16 protein-coding genes and 1 pseudogene are annotated in these 15,668 nt (G+C 68.8%); 10 read left to right on the top strand and 7 right to left on the bottom strand.

What is annotated here, in order from left to right; all coding sequences use genetic code 11:
- The first annotated feature begins 10 nt into the window (after positions 1–10).
- A complete protein-coding gene (locus tag ACFVJX_RS27420; RefSeq protein WP_384124734.1) occupies positions 11–1,507 on the top strand; it encodes a glycosyltransferase family 87 protein in 1,497 nt (498 codons plus the stop codon).
- A 55-nt stretch (positions 1,508–1,562) separates the two neighbouring features.
- Here ACFVJX_RS27420 and ACFVJX_RS27415 read toward each other — a convergent pair whose 3' ends face one another.
- The 3 genes from ACFVJX_RS27415 to ACFVJX_RS27405 all read right to left on the bottom strand — a co-directional run bounded on the left by ACFVJX_RS27415 (position 1,563) and on the right by ACFVJX_RS27405 (position 4,358).
- Positions 1,563–2,594 carry an alanine racemase gene (locus ACFVJX_RS27415; RefSeq protein WP_123524850.1) on the bottom strand — a complete coding sequence of 344 codons (1,032 nt, stop codon included), beginning with the start codon at positions 2,592–2,594 and terminating at the stop codon, positions 1,563–1,565.
- Between the two features lie 139 nt (positions 2,595–2,733).
- Complete coding sequence (locus ACFVJX_RS27410) at positions 2,734–3,852, bottom strand: lipid II:glycine glycyltransferase FemX (RefSeq protein ID WP_384124737.1); 1,119 nt, start codon at positions 3,850–3,852, stop codon at positions 2,734–2,736.
- 191 nt (positions 3,853–4,043) lie between these two features.
- Positions 4,044–4,358, bottom strand: coding sequence for a hypothetical protein (locus tag ACFVJX_RS27405; protein WP_384124739.1), 315 nt, complete (start codon positions 4,356–4,358; stop codon positions 4,044–4,046).
- 278 nt (positions 4,359–4,636) lie between these two features.
- Between ACFVJX_RS27405 and rpsF the strand changes: the two genes are divergently transcribed.
- From rpsF to rplI, 4 genes are all read left to right on the top strand, one after another.
- Positions 4,637–4,927, top strand: a complete 291-nt coding sequence (gene rpsF / locus ACFVJX_RS27400) for a 30S ribosomal protein S6 (protein WP_018101872.1) — start codon at positions 4,637–4,639, stop codon at positions 4,925–4,927.
- A gap of 74 nt (positions 4,928–5,001) precedes the next feature.
- A complete protein-coding gene (locus ACFVJX_RS27395) occupies positions 5,002–5,634 on the top strand; it encodes a single-stranded DNA-binding protein (protein WP_384124741.1) in 633 nt (210 codons plus the stop codon).
- A gap of 44 nt (positions 5,635–5,678) precedes the next feature.
- A complete protein-coding gene (gene rpsR, locus ACFVJX_RS27390; protein WP_003967857.1) occupies positions 5,679–5,915 on the top strand; it encodes a 30S ribosomal protein S18 in 237 nt (78 codons plus the stop codon).
- Positions 5,916–5,933: 18 nt separating this feature from the next.
- Positions 5,934–6,380 carry a 50S ribosomal protein L9 gene (gene rplI / locus ACFVJX_RS27385; protein ID WP_145764537.1) on the top strand — a complete coding sequence of 149 codons (447 nt, stop codon included), beginning with the start codon at positions 5,934–5,936 and terminating at the stop codon, positions 6,378–6,380.
- 125 nt (positions 6,381–6,505) lie between these two features.
- Here rplI and ACFVJX_RS27380 read toward each other — a convergent pair whose 3' ends face one another.
- Entirely contained in the window at positions 6,506–7,843 is a 1,338-nt protein-coding gene (locus ACFVJX_RS27380; protein WP_384124744.1) for an MATE family efflux transporter, read from the bottom strand.
- Between the two features lie 459 nt (positions 7,844–8,302).
- Here ACFVJX_RS27380 and dnaB point away from each other — a divergent pair, with 459 nt between their 5' ends.
- The gene (dnaB, locus tag ACFVJX_RS27375; RefSeq protein WP_384124746.1) at positions 8,303–9,781 is read left to right on the top strand and encodes a replicative DNA helicase; all 1,479 of its coding nucleotides are present in this window, start codon (positions 8,303–8,305) and stop codon (positions 9,779–9,781) included.
- Between the two features lie 223 nt (positions 9,782–10,004).
- On the opposite strand, the gene ACFVJX_RS27370 is transcribed toward dnaB, so the two are convergent.
- On the bottom strand, positions 10,005–10,916 hold the full coding sequence (locus ACFVJX_RS27370; protein WP_384124748.1) for a LysR substrate-binding domain-containing protein: 912 nt from the start codon (positions 10,914–10,916) through the stop codon (positions 10,005–10,007).
- A 144-nt stretch (positions 10,917–11,060) separates the two neighbouring features.
- Here ACFVJX_RS27370 and ACFVJX_RS27365 point away from each other — a divergent pair, with 144 nt between their 5' ends.
- The 3 genes and pseudogenes from ACFVJX_RS27365 to ACFVJX_RS27355 all read left to right on the top strand — a co-directional run.
- Positions 11,061–11,984, top strand: coding sequence for an SDR family oxidoreductase (locus ACFVJX_RS27365; protein WP_384124750.1), 924 nt, complete (start codon positions 11,061–11,063; stop codon positions 11,982–11,984).
- 232 nt (positions 11,985–12,216) lie between these two features.
- Positions 12,217–12,492 carry a LysR family transcriptional regulator gene (locus tag ACFVJX_RS27360; RefSeq protein WP_384124752.1) on the top strand — a complete coding sequence of 92 codons (276 nt, stop codon included), beginning with the start codon at positions 12,217–12,219 and terminating at the stop codon, positions 12,490–12,492.
- Positions 12,455–13,177 (top strand): annotated as a pseudogene (locus tag ACFVJX_RS27355) (GNAT family N-acetyltransferase); the annotation flags it as partial. The gene ACFVJX_RS27360 and the pseudogene ACFVJX_RS27355, both read left to right, overlap by 38 nt.
- Positions 13,178–13,423: 246 nt before the next feature.
- On the opposite strand, the gene ACFVJX_RS27350 reads toward ACFVJX_RS27355, so the two are convergent.
- Both ACFVJX_RS27350 and ACFVJX_RS27345 read right to left on the bottom strand, forming a co-directional pair.
- Positions 13,424–13,990 carry a dihydrofolate reductase family protein gene (locus tag ACFVJX_RS27350; RefSeq protein WP_384124754.1) on the bottom strand — a complete coding sequence of 189 codons (567 nt, stop codon included), beginning with the start codon at positions 13,988–13,990 and terminating at the stop codon, positions 13,424–13,426.
- A gap of 230 nt (positions 13,991–14,220) precedes the next feature.
- On the bottom strand, positions 14,221–15,126 hold the full coding sequence (locus ACFVJX_RS27345; protein WP_384124756.1) for an NADP-dependent oxidoreductase: 906 nt from the start codon (positions 15,124–15,126) through the stop codon (positions 14,221–14,223).
- A 114-nt stretch (positions 15,127–15,240) separates the two neighbouring features.
- Here ACFVJX_RS27345 and ACFVJX_RS27340 point away from each other — a divergent pair.
- Positions 15,241–15,668, top strand: a 428-nt coding sequence (locus tag ACFVJX_RS27340; RefSeq protein ID WP_385745977.1) for a MerR family transcriptional regulator, incomplete at its 3' end; no start/stop codon positions are given.

Raw genomic sequence — 15,668 nt, 5'->3', positions numbered from 1 at the left:
GATGTGCGGCATGCCAAGTGCAGAAGACACGAGCGTGCATCACGAACGGTCCGTCGTACGGCCCACGCGCGAGGACGAGGTAGCCGCGGCCGGCAGCGAGCTGATCGGTGGGAGGTCGGGGCGCTGGGCGCGGCTCGGCACCACCGCCCTCACCCCGGTGGGAGCCGTCGCCCTGGTGGCGCTGGGGATGTTCGCGCTCGGCATGGTGCAGAAGCTGCCCTGCTACAACTGGGCCTGGTTCAGGGGGGCGGGCTCCCAGTACACCCACGCCTGCTATTCGGACATCCCGCACCTGTTCGCCGGACGAGGCTTCTCCGACGGTCTGGTGCCGTACTTCGACCGGCTGCCCGGCGATATGCAGTACCTGGAGTACCCCGTGCTGACGGGGGTGTTCATGCAGATCGCCGCCTGGCTGACCCCGGGCGGTTCGATCCAGCACCAGGAACAGGCGTACTGGATGGTCAACGCCGGGATGCTGATGATCTGCACCGCGATCATCGCCGTCTGTGTCGGACGTACGCACCGCCGTCGCCCCTGGGACGGCCTCCTGGTGGCCCTCGCGCCCGCTTTCGCCCTCACCGCGACGATCAACTGGGACCTGCTGGCCGTCGCCCTCACGGCCGCGGCGATGCTCATGTGGTCCAGGAGCCGGCCGCTGGCGTTCGGCATCCTCATCGGGCTGGCCACGGCCGCCAAGCTGTATCCCGTGCTGCTGCTGGGCCCGGCCTTCGTGCTGTGCTGGCGGGCGGGGAAATGGCGCGAGTTCGGGGTGGCGACGTTCGGCGCGGTGGCGTCCTGGCTGGTGGTGAACCTGCCGGTGATGGTGTTCGCACCCGAGGGGTGGAAGAAGTTCTACACCTTCAGCGAGGAGCGCTCGATCGACTTCGGCTCCTTCTGGCTGATCATCACGCAGCGCACCGGCAGCTCCATCGAGGTCAGCACGGTCAACACCGTCTCCACACTGACCACGGTCGGGCTGTGCGCCGCCATCGGCGCGCTGGCGCTGACGGCGCCGCGCAGGCCCCGGTTCGCACAGCTCGCGTTCCTCGTCGTCGCGGTGTTCATCCTCGTCAACAAGGTCTACTCACCGCAGTACGTGCTGTGGCTGATCCCCCTCGCCGCGCTGGCCCGGCCGCGCTGGCGGGACTTCCTGATCTGGCAGGCGTGCGAGGTCATGTACTTCCTGGGGATCTGGATGTACCTCGCCTACACGACGAGCGGTGACAAGCACCAGGGGCTGCCGACGGAGGGCTATCAGCTGGCGATCGCCCTGCACCTGCTGGGCACGCTGTACCTCTGCGCCGTGGTCGTACGGGACATCCTGATGCCGGAACGGGACGGCGTGCGGCGCGACGGATCGGACGATCCGTCGGGCGGGGTGCTCGACGGGGCGGAGGATGTCTTCGTGCTGGGGCACGCGGCCGCGCATCCGCCGCGGCATGCCGCGTTCACGGCCGCGGAACCGCGCGTGGAGTGGGGCACCCGGGGCACGACGGCCGCCGACTGAGCGGACCGACGGAGCATGCTCCGGGGCCGCCGGCGCACCGGCGGCCCCGGGCGGCTCAGCGGTCGACGAGCCGGTCGAACTGCGTGGTGGTGTGGCGCAGATGGGCCACCAGCTCGTCGCCGACCCTCGGTTCCTCGGCGTCCGAGGGCACGAACAGGATCGACACCTGCATGTGCGGCGGCTCGGCGAACCAGCGCTGCTTGCCGGACCAGACGAACGGCGACAGGTTCCGGTTGACGGTGGCCAGGCCCGCGCGGGCGACCCCCTTGGCCCGCGGCATCACGCCGTGCAGCGCCTTCGGGGCCTCCAGGCCCACCCCGTGCGACGTACCGCCCGCCACGACCACCAGCCAGCCGTCGGAGGCCGCCTTCTGCTGCCGGTAGCCGAAGCGGTCACCCTTGACGACACGCGTGACGTCGAGCACCGCTCCCCGGTACTCCGTCGCCTCGTGATCGCCGAGCCAGAGACGGGTACCGATGCGGGCACGGAACCGGGTCTGCGGGAACTGCTGCTGGAGCCGGCCCAGTTCCTCGGCCCGCAGATGGCTGACGAACATGGTGTGCAGCGGCAGCCTGGCCGCCCGGAGGCGGTCCATCCAGGCGATGACCTCCTCGACCGCGTCCGAGCCGTCGGTGCGGTCCAGCGGCAGGTGCAGGGCGAAGCCTTCGAGACGCACGTCCTCGATGGCGGCGTGCAGCTGCCCGAGCTCCTCCTCCTTGACGCCGTGCCGCCTCATCGAGCTCATGCACTCGATGACGACCCGGGCGCCCACCAGGGCGTGCACCCCGTCCACGGACGACACGGAACGGATGACTCGGTCCGGCAGCGGCACCGGCTCCTCGCCCCGCCGGAACGGTGTGAGCACCAGCAGATCTCCGCTGAACCAGTCCTTGATCCGGGCTGCTTCGTAGGTGGTGCCGACCGCGAGCGTGTCGGAGCCGAAGCGGATCGCCTCGTCGGCCAGCCGCTCGTGGCCGAAGCCGTACCCGTTGCCCTTGCAGACCGGTACGAGGCCGGGGAACTGGTCGAGCACGGATTTCTGGTGCGCCCGCCAGCGCGCGGTGTCGACGTACAGGGAGAGCGCCATGGCCGGTCCGGAACCTTTCTGGTGGCTGCGGTGAGTCAGAGGTGGGAGGAACTGCTTGGAGAGCCCATTGAAACGAATGAAGCCGGTTTCGTCAGCCTCGCGCCATGGATCCTTCTGGCATGGGCCCTTCTGAGCTGGATCAGCGGCGGGACATGTAGATGTCGAGCGCCTTGTGCAGCAGCTTGTTGAGCGGGAAGTCCCACTCGCCGAGGTATTCCGCCGCCTGCCCACCGGTGCCGACCTTGAACTGGATCAGGCCGAAGAGGTGGTCGGTCTCGTCCAGCGAATCGGAGATGCCGCGCAGGTCGTAGACGGTGGCGCCCATGGCGTACGCGTCACGCAGCATCCGCCACTGCATCGCGTTCGATGGCCGGACCTCGCGCTTGTGATTGGCGGAGGCGCCGTAGGAGTACCAGACGTGTCCACCGACGATCAGCATGGTCGCGGCCGCGACGTTCTCGCCCTCGTGGCGGGCGAAGTAGAGCCGCATCCGGTTGGGGTCCTCGTTGTTGAGGGCCGTCCACATGCGCTGGAAGTAGCCGAGCGGGCGCGGGCGGAAGTGGTCTCGCTCGGCCGTGATCTCGTACAGCCGCTGCCACTCGGCGAGCTCCGCGTAGCTGCCCTGCACGACCTCGACACCGGCCTTCTCGGCCTTCTTGATGTTGCGTCGCCAGAGCTGGTTGAAGCCCTTGTGGACGTCTTCGAGCGAGCGGTTCGCCAGCGGTACCTGGAAGATGTAGCGGGGCTGCACGTCACCGAATCCGGCGCCGCCGTCCTCGCCCTGCTGCCAGCCCATCTTCCGCAGCCGGTCCGCGACTTCGAAGGCACGGGGCTCGATGTGGGTGGCCTCGACGTCGCGCAGGCGCTTCACGTCGGGGTCCTGGATGCCGGCCTTGATGGCGTGGGCGTCCCAGCGGCGGATGACGACCGGCGGGCCCATCTTCACCGAGAAGGCGCCCTGCTGCTTGAGGTGCGCCAGCATCGGCTGCAGCCACTCGGTCAGGTTCGGGGCGTACCAGTTGATGACCGGGCCCTCGGGCAGATAGGCGAGGTATCGCTTGATCTTCGGCAGCTGCCGGTAGAGCACCAGGCCGGCGCCCACGAGCTCGCCGTTCTTGTCGAACCAGCCCAGGCTCTCCGAGCGCCACTCGGCCTTCACATCCGCCCATGCCGGGACCTGCATGTGACTGGCCGCGGGCAGGCTCTGGATGTACGCCAGATGCTGCTCTCGGCTGATGGTCCTCAGGGTCAGGCTCATGCGGGGCGCTCCTCGGCAGGTGTGTCCCCATCGGTCAGGGGCTCCGGCTCTCGCGCCGAAGCCTACTGTGACCGGGAAGCGCGCGGTCTGGCCCTGTCCCGCCCGGACGGTTCCGGCGGGGGCGGCGGGGGGCGGTGTCCCGCCGCAGCACCGCCCCCGGGCCCGTGCCGGGACCGTCGGCCGCGGAGCGCTCAGCCCACCACGCCGCCGAAGAGACCGCCGTGGGCCATACCGAGGAAGAACCCGATGGCAGCGGCTCCGATGCCGAGGATCAGCGGGAACCTCTCCCGCGTCGTCGCGGAGATGTACAGCCCGTACGCACCGGTGAGAATGCCGACGAGCCCGGCCCACGAACTGATCAGATGCAGGTTGTGGAACATCGCCGTCACGAACGCCAGGGCGCCGAGAACCAGTGTCACGAGCACCAGGGCGTCCTGGAGAGGATGAGGCCTGCCGTCCGTGGCGAAGAGGGAGACGGTGGGACGGGATCGCACTGTGTGTGCCATGGATTACCTCCTGGCCGAAAGGCGACGCGTCGTGGCGCCGCTCACACCCGATGTGTACAGATTGCGTCTCCTGACCACCGGATTTCAACCGGAAGCCTGTCTGCGGGTACTCTGTACGGTCTGCACCGGTGTCTGCCCAGGCCAGCCAGTCAGCCCCTCCTCGAAGGAGGGCGTTGTCAGTGGCGGCTGTTCTACTCGGAGACACTGTTGCTTACGCATCACGACCCTCCTGCCACGGAACGACCGTGGCCGCTGAGTCCAAAGGAGGTGGGTTCCACATGCGTCACTACGAGGTGATGGTCATCCTCGACCCCGATCTCGAGGAGCGAGCAGTCTCCCCGCTGATCGAGAACTTCCTCTCCGTCGTCCGTGAGGGCGAAGGAAAGGTTGAGAAGGTCGACACCTGGGGCCGTCGTCGGCTCGCTTACGAGATCAAGAAGAAGCCCGAGGGCATCTACTCGGTCATCGACCTGCAGGCCGAGCCTGCGGTCGTCAAGGAGCTCGACCGCCAGATGAACCTGAACGAGTCGGTCCTCCGGACCAAGGTCCTCCGTCCCGAGATCCACTGAGCATCTAGCTCAGTGGTCATCGGGTTCGAGTAGCAGCAAGCAGCCAGAAGCAATCCCCGCCGAGAGGTTCACCCATGGCAGGCGAGACCGTCATCACGGTCGTCGGCAATCTCGTCGACGACCCCGAGCTGCGCTTCACCCCGTCCGGTGCGGCGGTCGCGAAGTTCCGCGTCGCGTCCACTCCCCGCATCTTCGACCGGCAGACCAATGAGTGGAAGGACGGCGAAGGCCTGTTCCTCACCTGCTCGGTCTGGCGGCAGGCGGCGGAGAACGTCGCCGAGTCGCTCACGCGAGGCATGCGCGTTGTCGTGCAGGGCCGGCTGAAGCAGCGGTCGTACGAAGACCGCGAGGGCGTCAAGCGCACGGTCTACGAGCTGGACGTCGAGGAAGTCGGCCCCAGTCTCAAGAACGCCACCGCCAAGGTCACCAAGACCACCGGTCGCGGTGGCCAGGGCGGCCAGGGCCAGGGTGGATACGGCGGCGGTCAGCAGGGTGGCGGTAACTGGGGCGGCGGTCCCGGTGCTGGTGGCCAGCAGGGCGGTGGCGGTGCTCCCGCCGACGACCCGTGGGCCACGAGCGCGCCGGCCGGCGGCCAGCAGGGCGGGGGCCAGCAGGGCGGCGGAGGTGGCTGGGGCGGAAGCTCCGGCGGCTCCGGCGGCTCTGGCGGTGCATCCGGCGGCGGCTACTCGGACGAGCCGCCCTTCTAAGGGCAGCTCGCACCCCCACTTCTTGATCACACAGGAGAAACACCATGGCGAAGCCGCCTGTGCGCAAGCCTAAGAAGAAGGTCTGCGCGTTCTGCAAGGACAAGACCCAGTACGTGGACTACAAGGACACGAACATGCTGCGGAAGTTCATTTCCGACCGTGGCAAGATCCGTGCCCGCCGCGTCACCGGCAACTGCACGCAGCACCAGCGTGACGTCGCCACGGCTGTCAAGAACAGCCGTGAGATGGCGCTGCTGCCCTACACGTCCACCGCGCGATAAGGGAAGGGTGACCGAATCATGAAGATCATCCTCACCCACGAGGTCTCCGGCCTCGGTGCTGCGGGCGACGTCGTTGACGTCAAGGACGGGTACGCCCGTAACTACCTGGTTCCGCGTGGCTTCGCCATTCGCTGGACCAAGGGTGGCGAGAAGGACGTGGCGCAGATCCGCCGCGCCCGCAAGATCCACGAGATCGCCACGATCGAGCAGGCCAACGAGATCAAGTCCAAGCTCGAGGCCGTGAAGGTCCGTCTGGCTGTTCGCTCCGGCGACGCCGGCCGTCTCTTCGGCTCCGTCACCCCGGCCGACATCGCCTCGGCGATCAAGGCCGCCGGTGGTCCGGACGTCGACAAGCGTCGCGTCGAGCTCGGCTCGCCGATCAAGACGCTCGGCGGACACCAGGTGTCCGTGCGTCTGCACCCCGAGGTCGCTGCGAAGCTCGGCATCGAGGTTGTTGCTGCCTGATTCAGGCCGCATCTCAGCAGAACAGTGAAGGGCCGCACCTCCTGAGGTGCGGCCCTTCACCGTTTCCGTATTCGGGGCGGCTCGGTTCCTTGCCTGTTTCACGTGAAACAGGCAAGGAACCCGGCTCAGCGAGCGGCGCCGGTGACCAGCCACTTGCCTGAGCGGGCGCGGAGCCAGAGCGTCGCCATGCGGACGACCATCATGAGGGCCATCGCGCACCACAGTGCGGTCAGCCCGCCGCCGAGCGCGGGAACGACCAGCGCCGCAGGGGCGAAGACGGCCAGGGTGATGAGCATGGCCCAGGCCAGATAAGGCCCGTCGCCTGCACCCATCAGTACACCGTCCAGGACGAAGACGATCCCGGCGATCGGTTGGGTCAGGGCCACCACGAGCAAGGCGGGGAAGAGGGTGTCCTGGACGGACTGGTCGCCGGTGAACAAGGGAACGAACAGCGGGCGGGCGAGGACGATGAGGGCTCCGAACACCACGCCGGAGGCGATGCCCCACTGGACCATGCGGTGGCAGGCCTCACGCGCACCCTTGGTGTCTTCCGCCCCCAGGTACCGGCCGATGATGGCCTGGCCGGCGATCGCGATGGCATCCAGCGCGAACGCCATCAGGCTCCAGAGCGAGAGAATGATCTGATGTGCGGCGATGTCGGTGTCGCCGAGCCGGGCTGCCACGGCGGTGGCGATGAGCAGGACGGCTCGGAGCGACAGCGTACGGACCAGGAGAGGGACCCCCGCCTGGGCGCTGGCCCTGATGCCTGCGACGTCCGGACGCAGTGAGGCGCCGTGCCGTCGGGCGCCGCGTACCACCACGACGAGATAGGCGACCGCCATCGCGACCTGTGCGATCACCGTGCCCCAGGCCGAACCGGCGATGCCGAGGCCGGCGCCGTAGACGAGGCCCGCGTTGAGGGCCGCGTTGGCGGCGAAACCACCGATGGCGACGTAGAGCGGAGTGCGGGTGTTCTGCAGCCCCCGGAGTACACCGGTCGCGGCCATCACCACGAGCATGGCCGGGATGCCGAGGCTGGAGATCCGCAGATAGGTGGTGGCGTAAGGGGCCGCGGTGTCGGAGGCGCCGAAGACGCCGACGAGCCAGGGCGCGAGAGGGAGAGCCAGCGCGATGACGGCGAGGCCGAGCAGGAGGGCCAGCCAGATACCGTCCATGCCCTGACGGATGGCCGAGGCCAGGTCCCCGGCGCCGACCCGTCGGGCCACCGCTGCCGTGGTGGCGTAGGCGAGGAAGACGAAAATGCTCACGGCGGTCGTGAGCAGCGCCGCGGCCACGGCCAGTCCGGCCAGTTGCGGTGTCCCGAGATGGCCGACGATGGCGCTGTCGACCATCACGAAGAGGGGCTCTGCCACGAGCGCGCCGAAGGCCGGAACCGCGAGCGCGATGATCTCTCGGTCGTGCCGACGGCGACTGGATGGCGGGCTCGCCGGTGCCTGGGTCATGGAGGCCAATCTAATCTTCCACAGGTAACAGATGCAATCCCTCAGTGATCCTTACATCTGTGGGGGTTCCGTGTTCTGCTGCGTGTGGGTCGCCATGATCTTGCGCCGACTCGAGAAGTTTTTCTCCCCCACAGCCAGTGGATGGGGAAAGTGCAGGTCAGGGCGGTGGTGGTGGGGGAGCTATGAGTTTGTCCACAGTGCTGTCCCCCGGTCCGTGCACAGGTTCTGCGTGGTTCTCCACAGCATCTGGTCCGTCGTCCACATGCCCTGTGGATAACCAGATTGGCTGACGGTGCCGGGCGGCCTAACGTGGTGCGGCGCCCCCACCCCGTTTCGGCCCTGGAAACCGACGGAACCCGACACACCGCAACCGGAGTCGGGCGTCTTGTTTGTCGGTGCCGTGCCGTAAGAAAGAGTGGCACGGCTAGGTCCGCGGAGCGGACGGGAGGAGGTGGCCGGATGAGTATCCCCGAGCCTTTGGACGACCCCTGGGCCGACACCGGTCCCAGTGACCGGCTGCCCGTCTCCCGCCAGCGCCGGGGAGAGGGCCGTGACCGCAGCGAGCAGCACGACCGCGGCCGGGAGAACAATGGCTGGGAGGGCGGCTCCCCGGGCTTCGAGCGGGTCCCGCCCCAGGACCTCGACGCGGAACAGTCCGTCCTCGGCGGCATGCTCCTGTCCAAGGACGCCATCGCCGACGTCGTGGAGATCATCAAGGGCCACGATTTCTACCGCCCCGCCCACGAGACCGTCTTCCAGGCGATCCTCGACCTCTACGCCAAGGGCGAGCCGGCCGACCCGATCACGGTGGCGGCCGAGCTCGTCAAGCGCGGCGAGATCACCAAGGTGGGCGGGGCCCCGTATCTGCACACCCTGGTCCAGTCGGTGCCGACCGCGGCCAACGCTTCGTACTACGCGGAGATCGTCCACGAGCGGGCGGTACTCCGGCGTCTCGTCGAGGCCGGCACCAAGATCACGCAGATGGGATACGCGGCGGACGGCGACGTCGACGACATCGTCAACTCCGCGCAGGCCGAGATCTACGCCGTCACCGAGCAGCGGACCAGCGAGGACTACCTGCCGCTCGGCGACATCATGGAGGGCGCGCTCGACGAGATCGAGGCGATCGGTTCACGCAGCGGCGAGATGACCGGCGTGCCCACGGGCTTCACCGACCTCGACGCGCTGACCAACGGCCTCCACCCGGGCCAGATGGTCGTCATCGCGGCCCGTCCCGCCATGGGTAAGTCCACGCTCGCACTGGACTTCGCCCGGGCCTGCTCGATCAAGAGCAATCTGCCCAGCGTGATCTTCTCCCTGGAAATGGGCCGCAACGAGATCGCGATGCGCCTGCTCTCCGCCGAGGCACGGGTGGCCTTGCACCACATGCGTTCCGGCACCATGACCGACGAGGACTGGACGCGGCTGGCGCGGCGGATGCCGGATGTCTCCGCCGCCCCGCTCTACATCGACGACTCACCGAACCTCTCGATGATGGAGATCCGGGCGAAGTGCCGTCGCCTCAAGCAGCGCAACGACCTCAAGCTCGTGGTCATCGACTACCTGCAGCTGATGCAGTCCGGTGGTTCGAAGCGGGCGGAGAGCCGTCAGCAGGAGGTCTCGGACATGTCCCGAAACCTCAAGCTGCTGGCCAAGGAGCTGCAGTTGCCGGTCATCGCGCTCTCCCAGCTGAACCGTGGCCCCGAACAGCGGACGGACAAGAAGCCGATGGTCTCCGACCTCCGTGAGTCCGGTTCCATCGAGCAGGACGCCGACATGGTGATCCTGCTGCACCGTGAGGACGCCTACGAGAAGGAGTCACCGCGGGCGGGCGAGGCGGACCTGATCGTCGCCAAGCACCGTAACGGTCCGACGGCGACGATCACCGTCGCCTTCCAGGGGCACTACTCGCGCTTCGTGGACATGGCGCAGACCTGACCGGAGTTGTAGGGGGCCGATTCAGTTCTGCGGCAGGCCGCCGGCCGCCTGGTCACCGGGATCGAAGGCGCCCGATCGGGCAGGCAGACCGCCGGCTCGTCGTGGCCGCCGACGCCGAGACCCACGGGCCGCTGATGCCGATGATCCGCAGTCGAGGCCAGGAGAGATCCGCAGCCGAGGCCAGGAGAGCCGTCGTTCATACAGGTAGGGCCCCTTGAAGGAGCTACACCCTTCGGAGTGCGTCGCGACCGGTGAGATGCGATCGGGCTGTTTCGAGGAAGGCTGATACCAGGCGGTTGCGCTCGTGGGCCCGGGTGGCGATCACCACGTCGCACGGTTCGATTCCTTGGACGGGAACGGTCGTCAGGTCGTGCCTGGGCGTGCTGTTCCCGTCGGCTGCCGGTGCCAGGGCGATGGCCTGGCCGCCGGCGATGGATTCGAGTTTGTCCGCGTGCGCCTCGACCAGTGGGCCGTCGGGTGCCGGGCGTCCGTCCGGTCGGGGGTCCAGGCGCCAGAAGGCGTCGTAGGCGGGGTCCGGGTAGCGGATGAGGGGTTCGTCTGCGAAGTCGTCGAGGGTGACCGACTCCCTGCCCGCGAGGCGGTGCGTCGTCGGCAGCAGGAGCACCCGGGGCTCCTGGTACAGGGGTGTCACCCGCAGCCGGTCGGTCGGGAACGGCTCTCGGGCGATGACCGCGTCCACGCGGTGGTCGAGCAGGGCCGTGTGGACATCGCTCCATTCCAGGTGCAGCGTGCTGACCTGGGCGTGAGGATGGCGGCTGCGCAGCTCACGTACTGCGGGGGTGATGATGAGTCCGCCCACGTACCCGATGGTGACGGCGCCGGATGCTGCTGCGGCGCGGGTCGTCGTCGCCGCCAGTTCCGCGGCACGCAGGAGCTCTGCCGCCTGGGGAAGGAACACCTGCCCGGCCGCGGTGAGGTGGCAGCCCCTGGTGGTGCGGTCGAGCAGACGGACGCCCAGCCGCTTCTCGAGACTCTGGATCTGGCGGCTCAGCGATGGTTGCGCAAGCCGCAGTTCGGCCGCTGCACGACGGAAGTTGCCGTGCTCGGCCACGACTGTGAAGTACCGCACCAGACGCAGGTCGAAGTCGACCAGGGGTACGTGGGCGTTGGGCACTTCCGCATCGTACTCGTGATACCTGATCCGTATCGCGTGGTGCGGAACAGGTCTTGGACGCCGAGTTCCCGCCGCTTCTACCGTCGAGGTACGGACCCGGCGTCGTGCGGCGGGCCGACTCGAATTCATTGGGGGATTCTCGTCGTGCGTGTTTTCGTCGCAGGGGCAACCGGGTACGTCGGATCGGCCATCGTGAGTGAGTTGCTGGAAGCGGGCCACGAGGTCGTGGGCCTGGCCCGTTCCGATGCCTCCGCCGCGACTCTGGCCGGGGCAGGCATCACGGTGCACCGAGGTGATCTCGGTGACCTGGACAGCTTGCGTGCCGGCGCGGCGAAGGCGGACGGGGTGGTCTTCGCCGCCAACCAGCACATCTCCGAGACCACCGACTCTGCCGCTCGTGCGCGGGTCGAGTTGAAAGCCGTGGAGGCGATCGGTTCGGAGTTGGAGCAGACCGGCAAGCCCTTCGTGGTCACGTCGGGGGTCATCGGCCGCACGCCGGGACAGGTGCTGACCGAGGAGACCCCGGCTGTTCCTCATGCCGTCACCGGCCTGCGGCTTCCGGTTGAGACGTCCGTTCTGGCCCTGGGTGGGCGCGGGGTGCGCTCGTCGTCGGTACGGCTGGCGCCGACCGTGCACGGTCGGGGGGACGCGCGCGGGTTCGTCTCGATGCTGATCGGTATCGCTCGCGCGAAGGGTGTCTCGGCCTATGTCGGCGAGGGGGCGAACCGCTGGTCGTCGGTGCACAGGCGTGATGCCGCGGTCCTGTTCCGGCTGGCCGTGGAATCCGCCCCGCCAGGCACCCCGTTGCACGCGGTCGCGGAGGAGGGCGTGCGGTTGCGGGACATCGCCGAGGCCATCGGCCGCCGGCTGAAGCTTCCGGCGGCGAGCCTGACGGCCGAGGAGGCGAACGGCCACTTCGGCCTTCTTGCCCCGCTGATGTCACTCGACAACCCGACGTCCAGCGCGCTGACCCGGGAGCGCTTCGGCTGGGTGCCCGTGCACCCCGGGCTGATCGCGGACATCGAGGACGGTCATTACTTCGAGGACGGCCACAAGGCAACGGCGTAAGGACGGTGGCGGTGGCGGTGCTGCCGAGCCCGCGCGCGAACCCTGTTGGGTGCAGATCCTTCAAGGAAAGCCCTGCCTGTATGAACTACGGCTCGGCGCGTGACCGGGTGATCGAACCGGCCACCAGGCGGGCATCGCCGCGATCCTTCACCCCCGATCTGGCAAGGGAGCTTCACGCGGGCACGAACGTAGCGCGCTCGGTGAAGGCTGCCGACGATCCGGGAGGGGGCTCATGGTGAGAGGGCTGAACGCCGCGCGGCATCGATCACGGCGAGTCTGCGGGGCGCCCGGGCCGGCCCAAGTGCCCGGCAGCGAGTCGAACGAACGCTTCGCTGCTGCCCTGCTGCCCTGCCCCACCCACACCGAAGCCGCCCGAGCCCTCGACATTCACCGGTCGACACCTACAACCCAGATCAACCGGTTTGAAAAGGCCCTGGGACGGCCTCTGATCAAACGTTCTGAACGGTGGCGCAGCCACCATCTTCGGCCGACTGGAGTCAGGAGATGAGGTCCGCGCCATCTTCTATGGCACGCCCAGCGGCCGTCTGACCCTCACCCCTCTCTCTGCCGAACAGGCCGCCGCCCTCGCCGACCACCTGGCGGGCCTCGGCCACTCCCCTTCGAGCGTCATCGCGGACCACGAAACTGCCACCCTCTTCGCCGAGATATGGCAGCAGTACGCGGGTGCAGCGGCGGTTTCCTTCTGGCGGACTCACCTTTACCGACTCGGCACACTCACCCCGCCGGAGCCGCACCCGGAGGGCCGGGGCAGGGCCGCGGGTGAGGAGAACCACGAGCACGTCGTGCGTTGGTGCCGCGGGTTCTGCGTCGATGTCGCAGAGAGCGTTTCAATGGCCGCTATCGACGCCGGCTCCTGGTCCGACACGCGTTTCGCGGATAAGGACTTCACATTCTGGGAGACCTCGGACGGCGTTCCCGTATCCATGGCGGGCTCGACGTCGTTGGTCGGCGGCATGATCCGGGTGGACCCCGTCTATACCCCGGCCCATCTTCGCGGCCGCGGCTACGCGGGCGCCGTGACAGTCGAGGCGAGCAGGGCCGCGCTGGCCGCTGGCGTCACGGACGTCGTCCTGTTCGCGGACCCGGCCAATCCCACCAGCAACGCGCTTTATCAACGCATCGGATACGTCCACGTCACCGACTTCACTGGGTACGAGTTCTCCGCTGCCGCACCGCAGGCGGGCCAAGTCCGAAAACGAGGGTGCGGCGCGACGGCTCACCCGGGCAAGTGCCACGAGCCTGAAACGGAAGACAGGTGTCGTGGCGTGATACAGCCTGGGAAAGCCCGTGTCATCGCTTCGCTGCCTGACACGGAAGGCCAGATCTTGCAGCCGTCGTCAGGTCTCGGATCTCGTGGCCGGATCTCCCGGGCGGCGTCTCCGCACACCCATCCAGGCCGTGAGGCAGCGGGAAGCTGCTCAGCGCTTCGTCTCGTACCTGGTCAGGACCACGCCGCCGGGGAGCGCCCGCGTCTCCACCAGTTGCAGGTTCACCCAGCTGTCCAGCGCGGTGAAGAACGGCGTGCCGCCGCCCACCAGGACCGGGTGGGCGGCGATCACGTACTCGTCGATCAGCCCCGCGCGCATGGCCGCCCCGGCGAGCGTCGCGCCGCCGATGTTCATCGGGCCGCCGTCCTCGGCCTTGAGCCGGGTGATCTCGGCGATCGCGTCGCCGCTGACCAGGCGGGTGTTCCAATCGGCCTTGCCGATCGTCGAGGAGAACACCACCTTCGGTGTGTCCCTCCAGTTCCGCGCGAACTCGGCCTCCGCCGGGGTGGCGTCGGGCTGCTGGTCGCCGGTCGGCCAGTAGGAGCTCATCGTCTCCCACAGCTTGCGCCCGTACAGCGACAGTCCACTCGCCTGCTCGTGTTCGAGCCACCACTGGAACAGCTCGTGGCTCGGCGGTCCGCTCCAGCCGATGTCGTCGCCGGGCGCGGCGATGTAGCCGTCCAGGGTCAGGTTCATGCCGTAGATGAGTTTCCGCATGGCCCAGCCTTCCGTCCGTGGGTGTCCGGGGGAACGGACCAGCGCGGCGCGGGAAACTCATCGGTGCGCGTTCCGGGGCTCGCCGGCGGTCCCCGTGCCCGGGACCCAGTGTGTTCCGGGCGACCGGCACGGGCAAGGCGCCTGATCTCGATCTCGCACCCGTGGTGCGCCTGCCGCCGCCCGGCCGGGGCTGAGTCCCTTCCCGCGTCCGCGGTGTACGGCAGGTGGGATCAGATGGTGACCACGATCTTCCCCTGCACGTGTCCGCGCTCGGAGTGGGCGTGCGCCTTCGCGATCTCCTCCAGGGGGTAGGTCTGCTCGATGCGCGGCGTGTAGCGGCCCTGCTCGCCGAGGGCAGCCGCGTCGGCCAGGAGCGTGGAGTCGTTGACCGCGTTGGCCACCCGGACGCCCAGGGGCTGTGCGTTCACGTGGTCGGCGACCGTCACCACGCGGTCCGGGTCGCCGGCGATCTCGACGAGATCGGCCAGGGAGCCGGAAGCGGCGGCATCGAGGACGAGGTCGACCCCGTTCGGGGCCAGGTCGGCGAGACGTTCCGCGAGGCCCGCACCGTAGGTCACGGGAAGGGCGCCCAGGGAGGTGAGATACGCGTGGTTGCGCTCACTGGCCGTCCCGATCACGGTCGCCCCCAGAGCGCGGGCGATCTCGACCGCCGCGCCGCCGACTCCTCCGGCAGCCCCCTCGATCAGCAGGGTGCGACCCGCCATCTCACCGAGCGCCTTGAGTCCGCTCAGCGCCGTCACGGACGCCAGGCCGGCCGCGGCAGCCTCCTCGTCGCTCCAGTTGGCGGGGGCCGGGGCCCAGGCCGAGAGGACCGCCAGCTCGGCCGTCGCGCCCGTCACTCCGCCCAGGCCGAAGACGCGGTCACCGATGCCGACCGAGGTGACTCCCTCACCGAGCTTGTCCACCAGGCCTACGGCGTCGCGTCCCGGGATCGCCGGCAGGTCGACCGGGAAGAAGTCGCGCACGGCTCCGCTGCGCACCTTCCAGTCGACGGGGTTGACGCCGGCCGCCGTGACCCGGACGCGGATCTCTCCGGGACCGGGCAGCGGGTCCGGGGCCTGCTCGACGACCAGGGTGTCCGTGCCGCCGTACTCGTGGTAGCGGGCTGCGCGCATGATGACCTGCCTTGTTTGTCCGGAGGGCTTGGTAAGCCTTGGTATCGACTACGCTAAAACCTGACGTTGACGTGAGGTGCAAGTCGCGGCGCCAGCCGGGTGACGGGAGGACACATGCGGATCGGCGAGGTGGCCCGCCAGGCCGGGGTGAGCGTGCGGGCCCTGCGCTACTACGGCGAGCAGGACCTGTTGCAGGCCGAGCGGAGCTCCGGCGGGCAGCGCGAGTATCCGGACTCCGCGGTCGACCGGGTCCACCTGATCCAGCAGCTGTTCGCTGCCGGGCTGCCGAGCAGGTCTGTGCGGGAGGTACTGCGCTGCGTGTACTCCGGAACGGTGTCGTCGGGCCTGCTGGATCAGCTGGAGAGCGAGCGCGCGCGGATCAGCGGACGGATCACCGAACTCCTCGCCGCGCGCGACCGGCTCGACGGCGTGATCGCCACCACGCGCAACCCGCCACCCGAGTGCACCCACGGACACGCGTTGGACGACTCGGCTCACAGCTTCCAGGACGCGACGCGGGGTGGTGGGGGGGGGGGGGGGGG

Origin of the sequence: Streptomyces sp. NPDC127177, from assembly GCF_042672475.1 — a bacterium.
Classification (GTDB): domain Bacteria; phylum Actinomycetota; class Actinomycetes; order Streptomycetales; family Streptomycetaceae; genus Streptomyces.
Note: the sequence above shows the minus strand (reverse complement) of the source record. Positions and strands in the feature narration are given on the sequence as shown.

Coding starts and splice junctions, on each gene's coding strand:
- ACFVJX_RS27420 (WP_384124734.1), top strand. CDS start 11: ATGCCAAGTGCAGAAGACACGAGCGTGCATCACGAACGGTCCGTCGTA.
- ACFVJX_RS27415 (WP_123524850.1), bottom strand. CDS start 2,594: ATGGCGCTCTCCCTGTACGTCGACACCGCGCGCTGGCGGGCGCACCAG.
- ACFVJX_RS27410 (WP_384124737.1), bottom strand. CDS start 3,852: ATGAGCCTGACCCTGAGGACCATCAGCCGAGAGCAGCATCTGGCGTAC.
- ACFVJX_RS27405 (WP_384124739.1), bottom strand. CDS start 4,358: ATGGCACACACAGTGCGATCCCGTCCCACCGTCTCCCTCTTCGCCACG.
- rpsF (WP_018101872.1), top strand. CDS start 4,637: ATGCGTCACTACGAGGTGATGGTCATCCTCGACCCCGATCTCGAGGAG.
- ACFVJX_RS27395 (WP_384124741.1), top strand. CDS start 5,002: ATGGCAGGCGAGACCGTCATCACGGTCGTCGGCAATCTCGTCGACGAC.
- rpsR (WP_003967857.1), top strand. CDS start 5,679: ATGGCGAAGCCGCCTGTGCGCAAGCCTAAGAAGAAGGTCTGCGCGTTC.
- rplI (WP_145764537.1), top strand. CDS start 5,934: ATGAAGATCATCCTCACCCACGAGGTCTCCGGCCTCGGTGCTGCGGGC.
- ACFVJX_RS27380 (WP_384124744.1), bottom strand. CDS start 7,843: ATGACCCAGGCACCGGCGAGCCCGCCATCCAGTCGCCGTCGGCACGAC.
- dnaB (WP_384124746.1), top strand. CDS start 8,303: ATGAGTATCCCCGAGCCTTTGGACGACCCCTGGGCCGACACCGGTCCC.
- ACFVJX_RS27360 (WP_384124752.1), top strand. CDS start 12,217: ATGGTGAGAGGGCTGAACGCCGCGCGGCATCGATCACGGCGAGTCTGC.
- ACFVJX_RS27350 (WP_384124754.1), bottom strand. CDS start 13,990: ATGCGGAAACTCATCTACGGCATGAACCTGACCCTGGACGGCTACATC.
- ACFVJX_RS27345 (WP_384124756.1), bottom strand. CDS start 15,126: ATGCGCGCAGCCCGCTACCACGAGTACGGCGGCACGGACACCCTGGTC.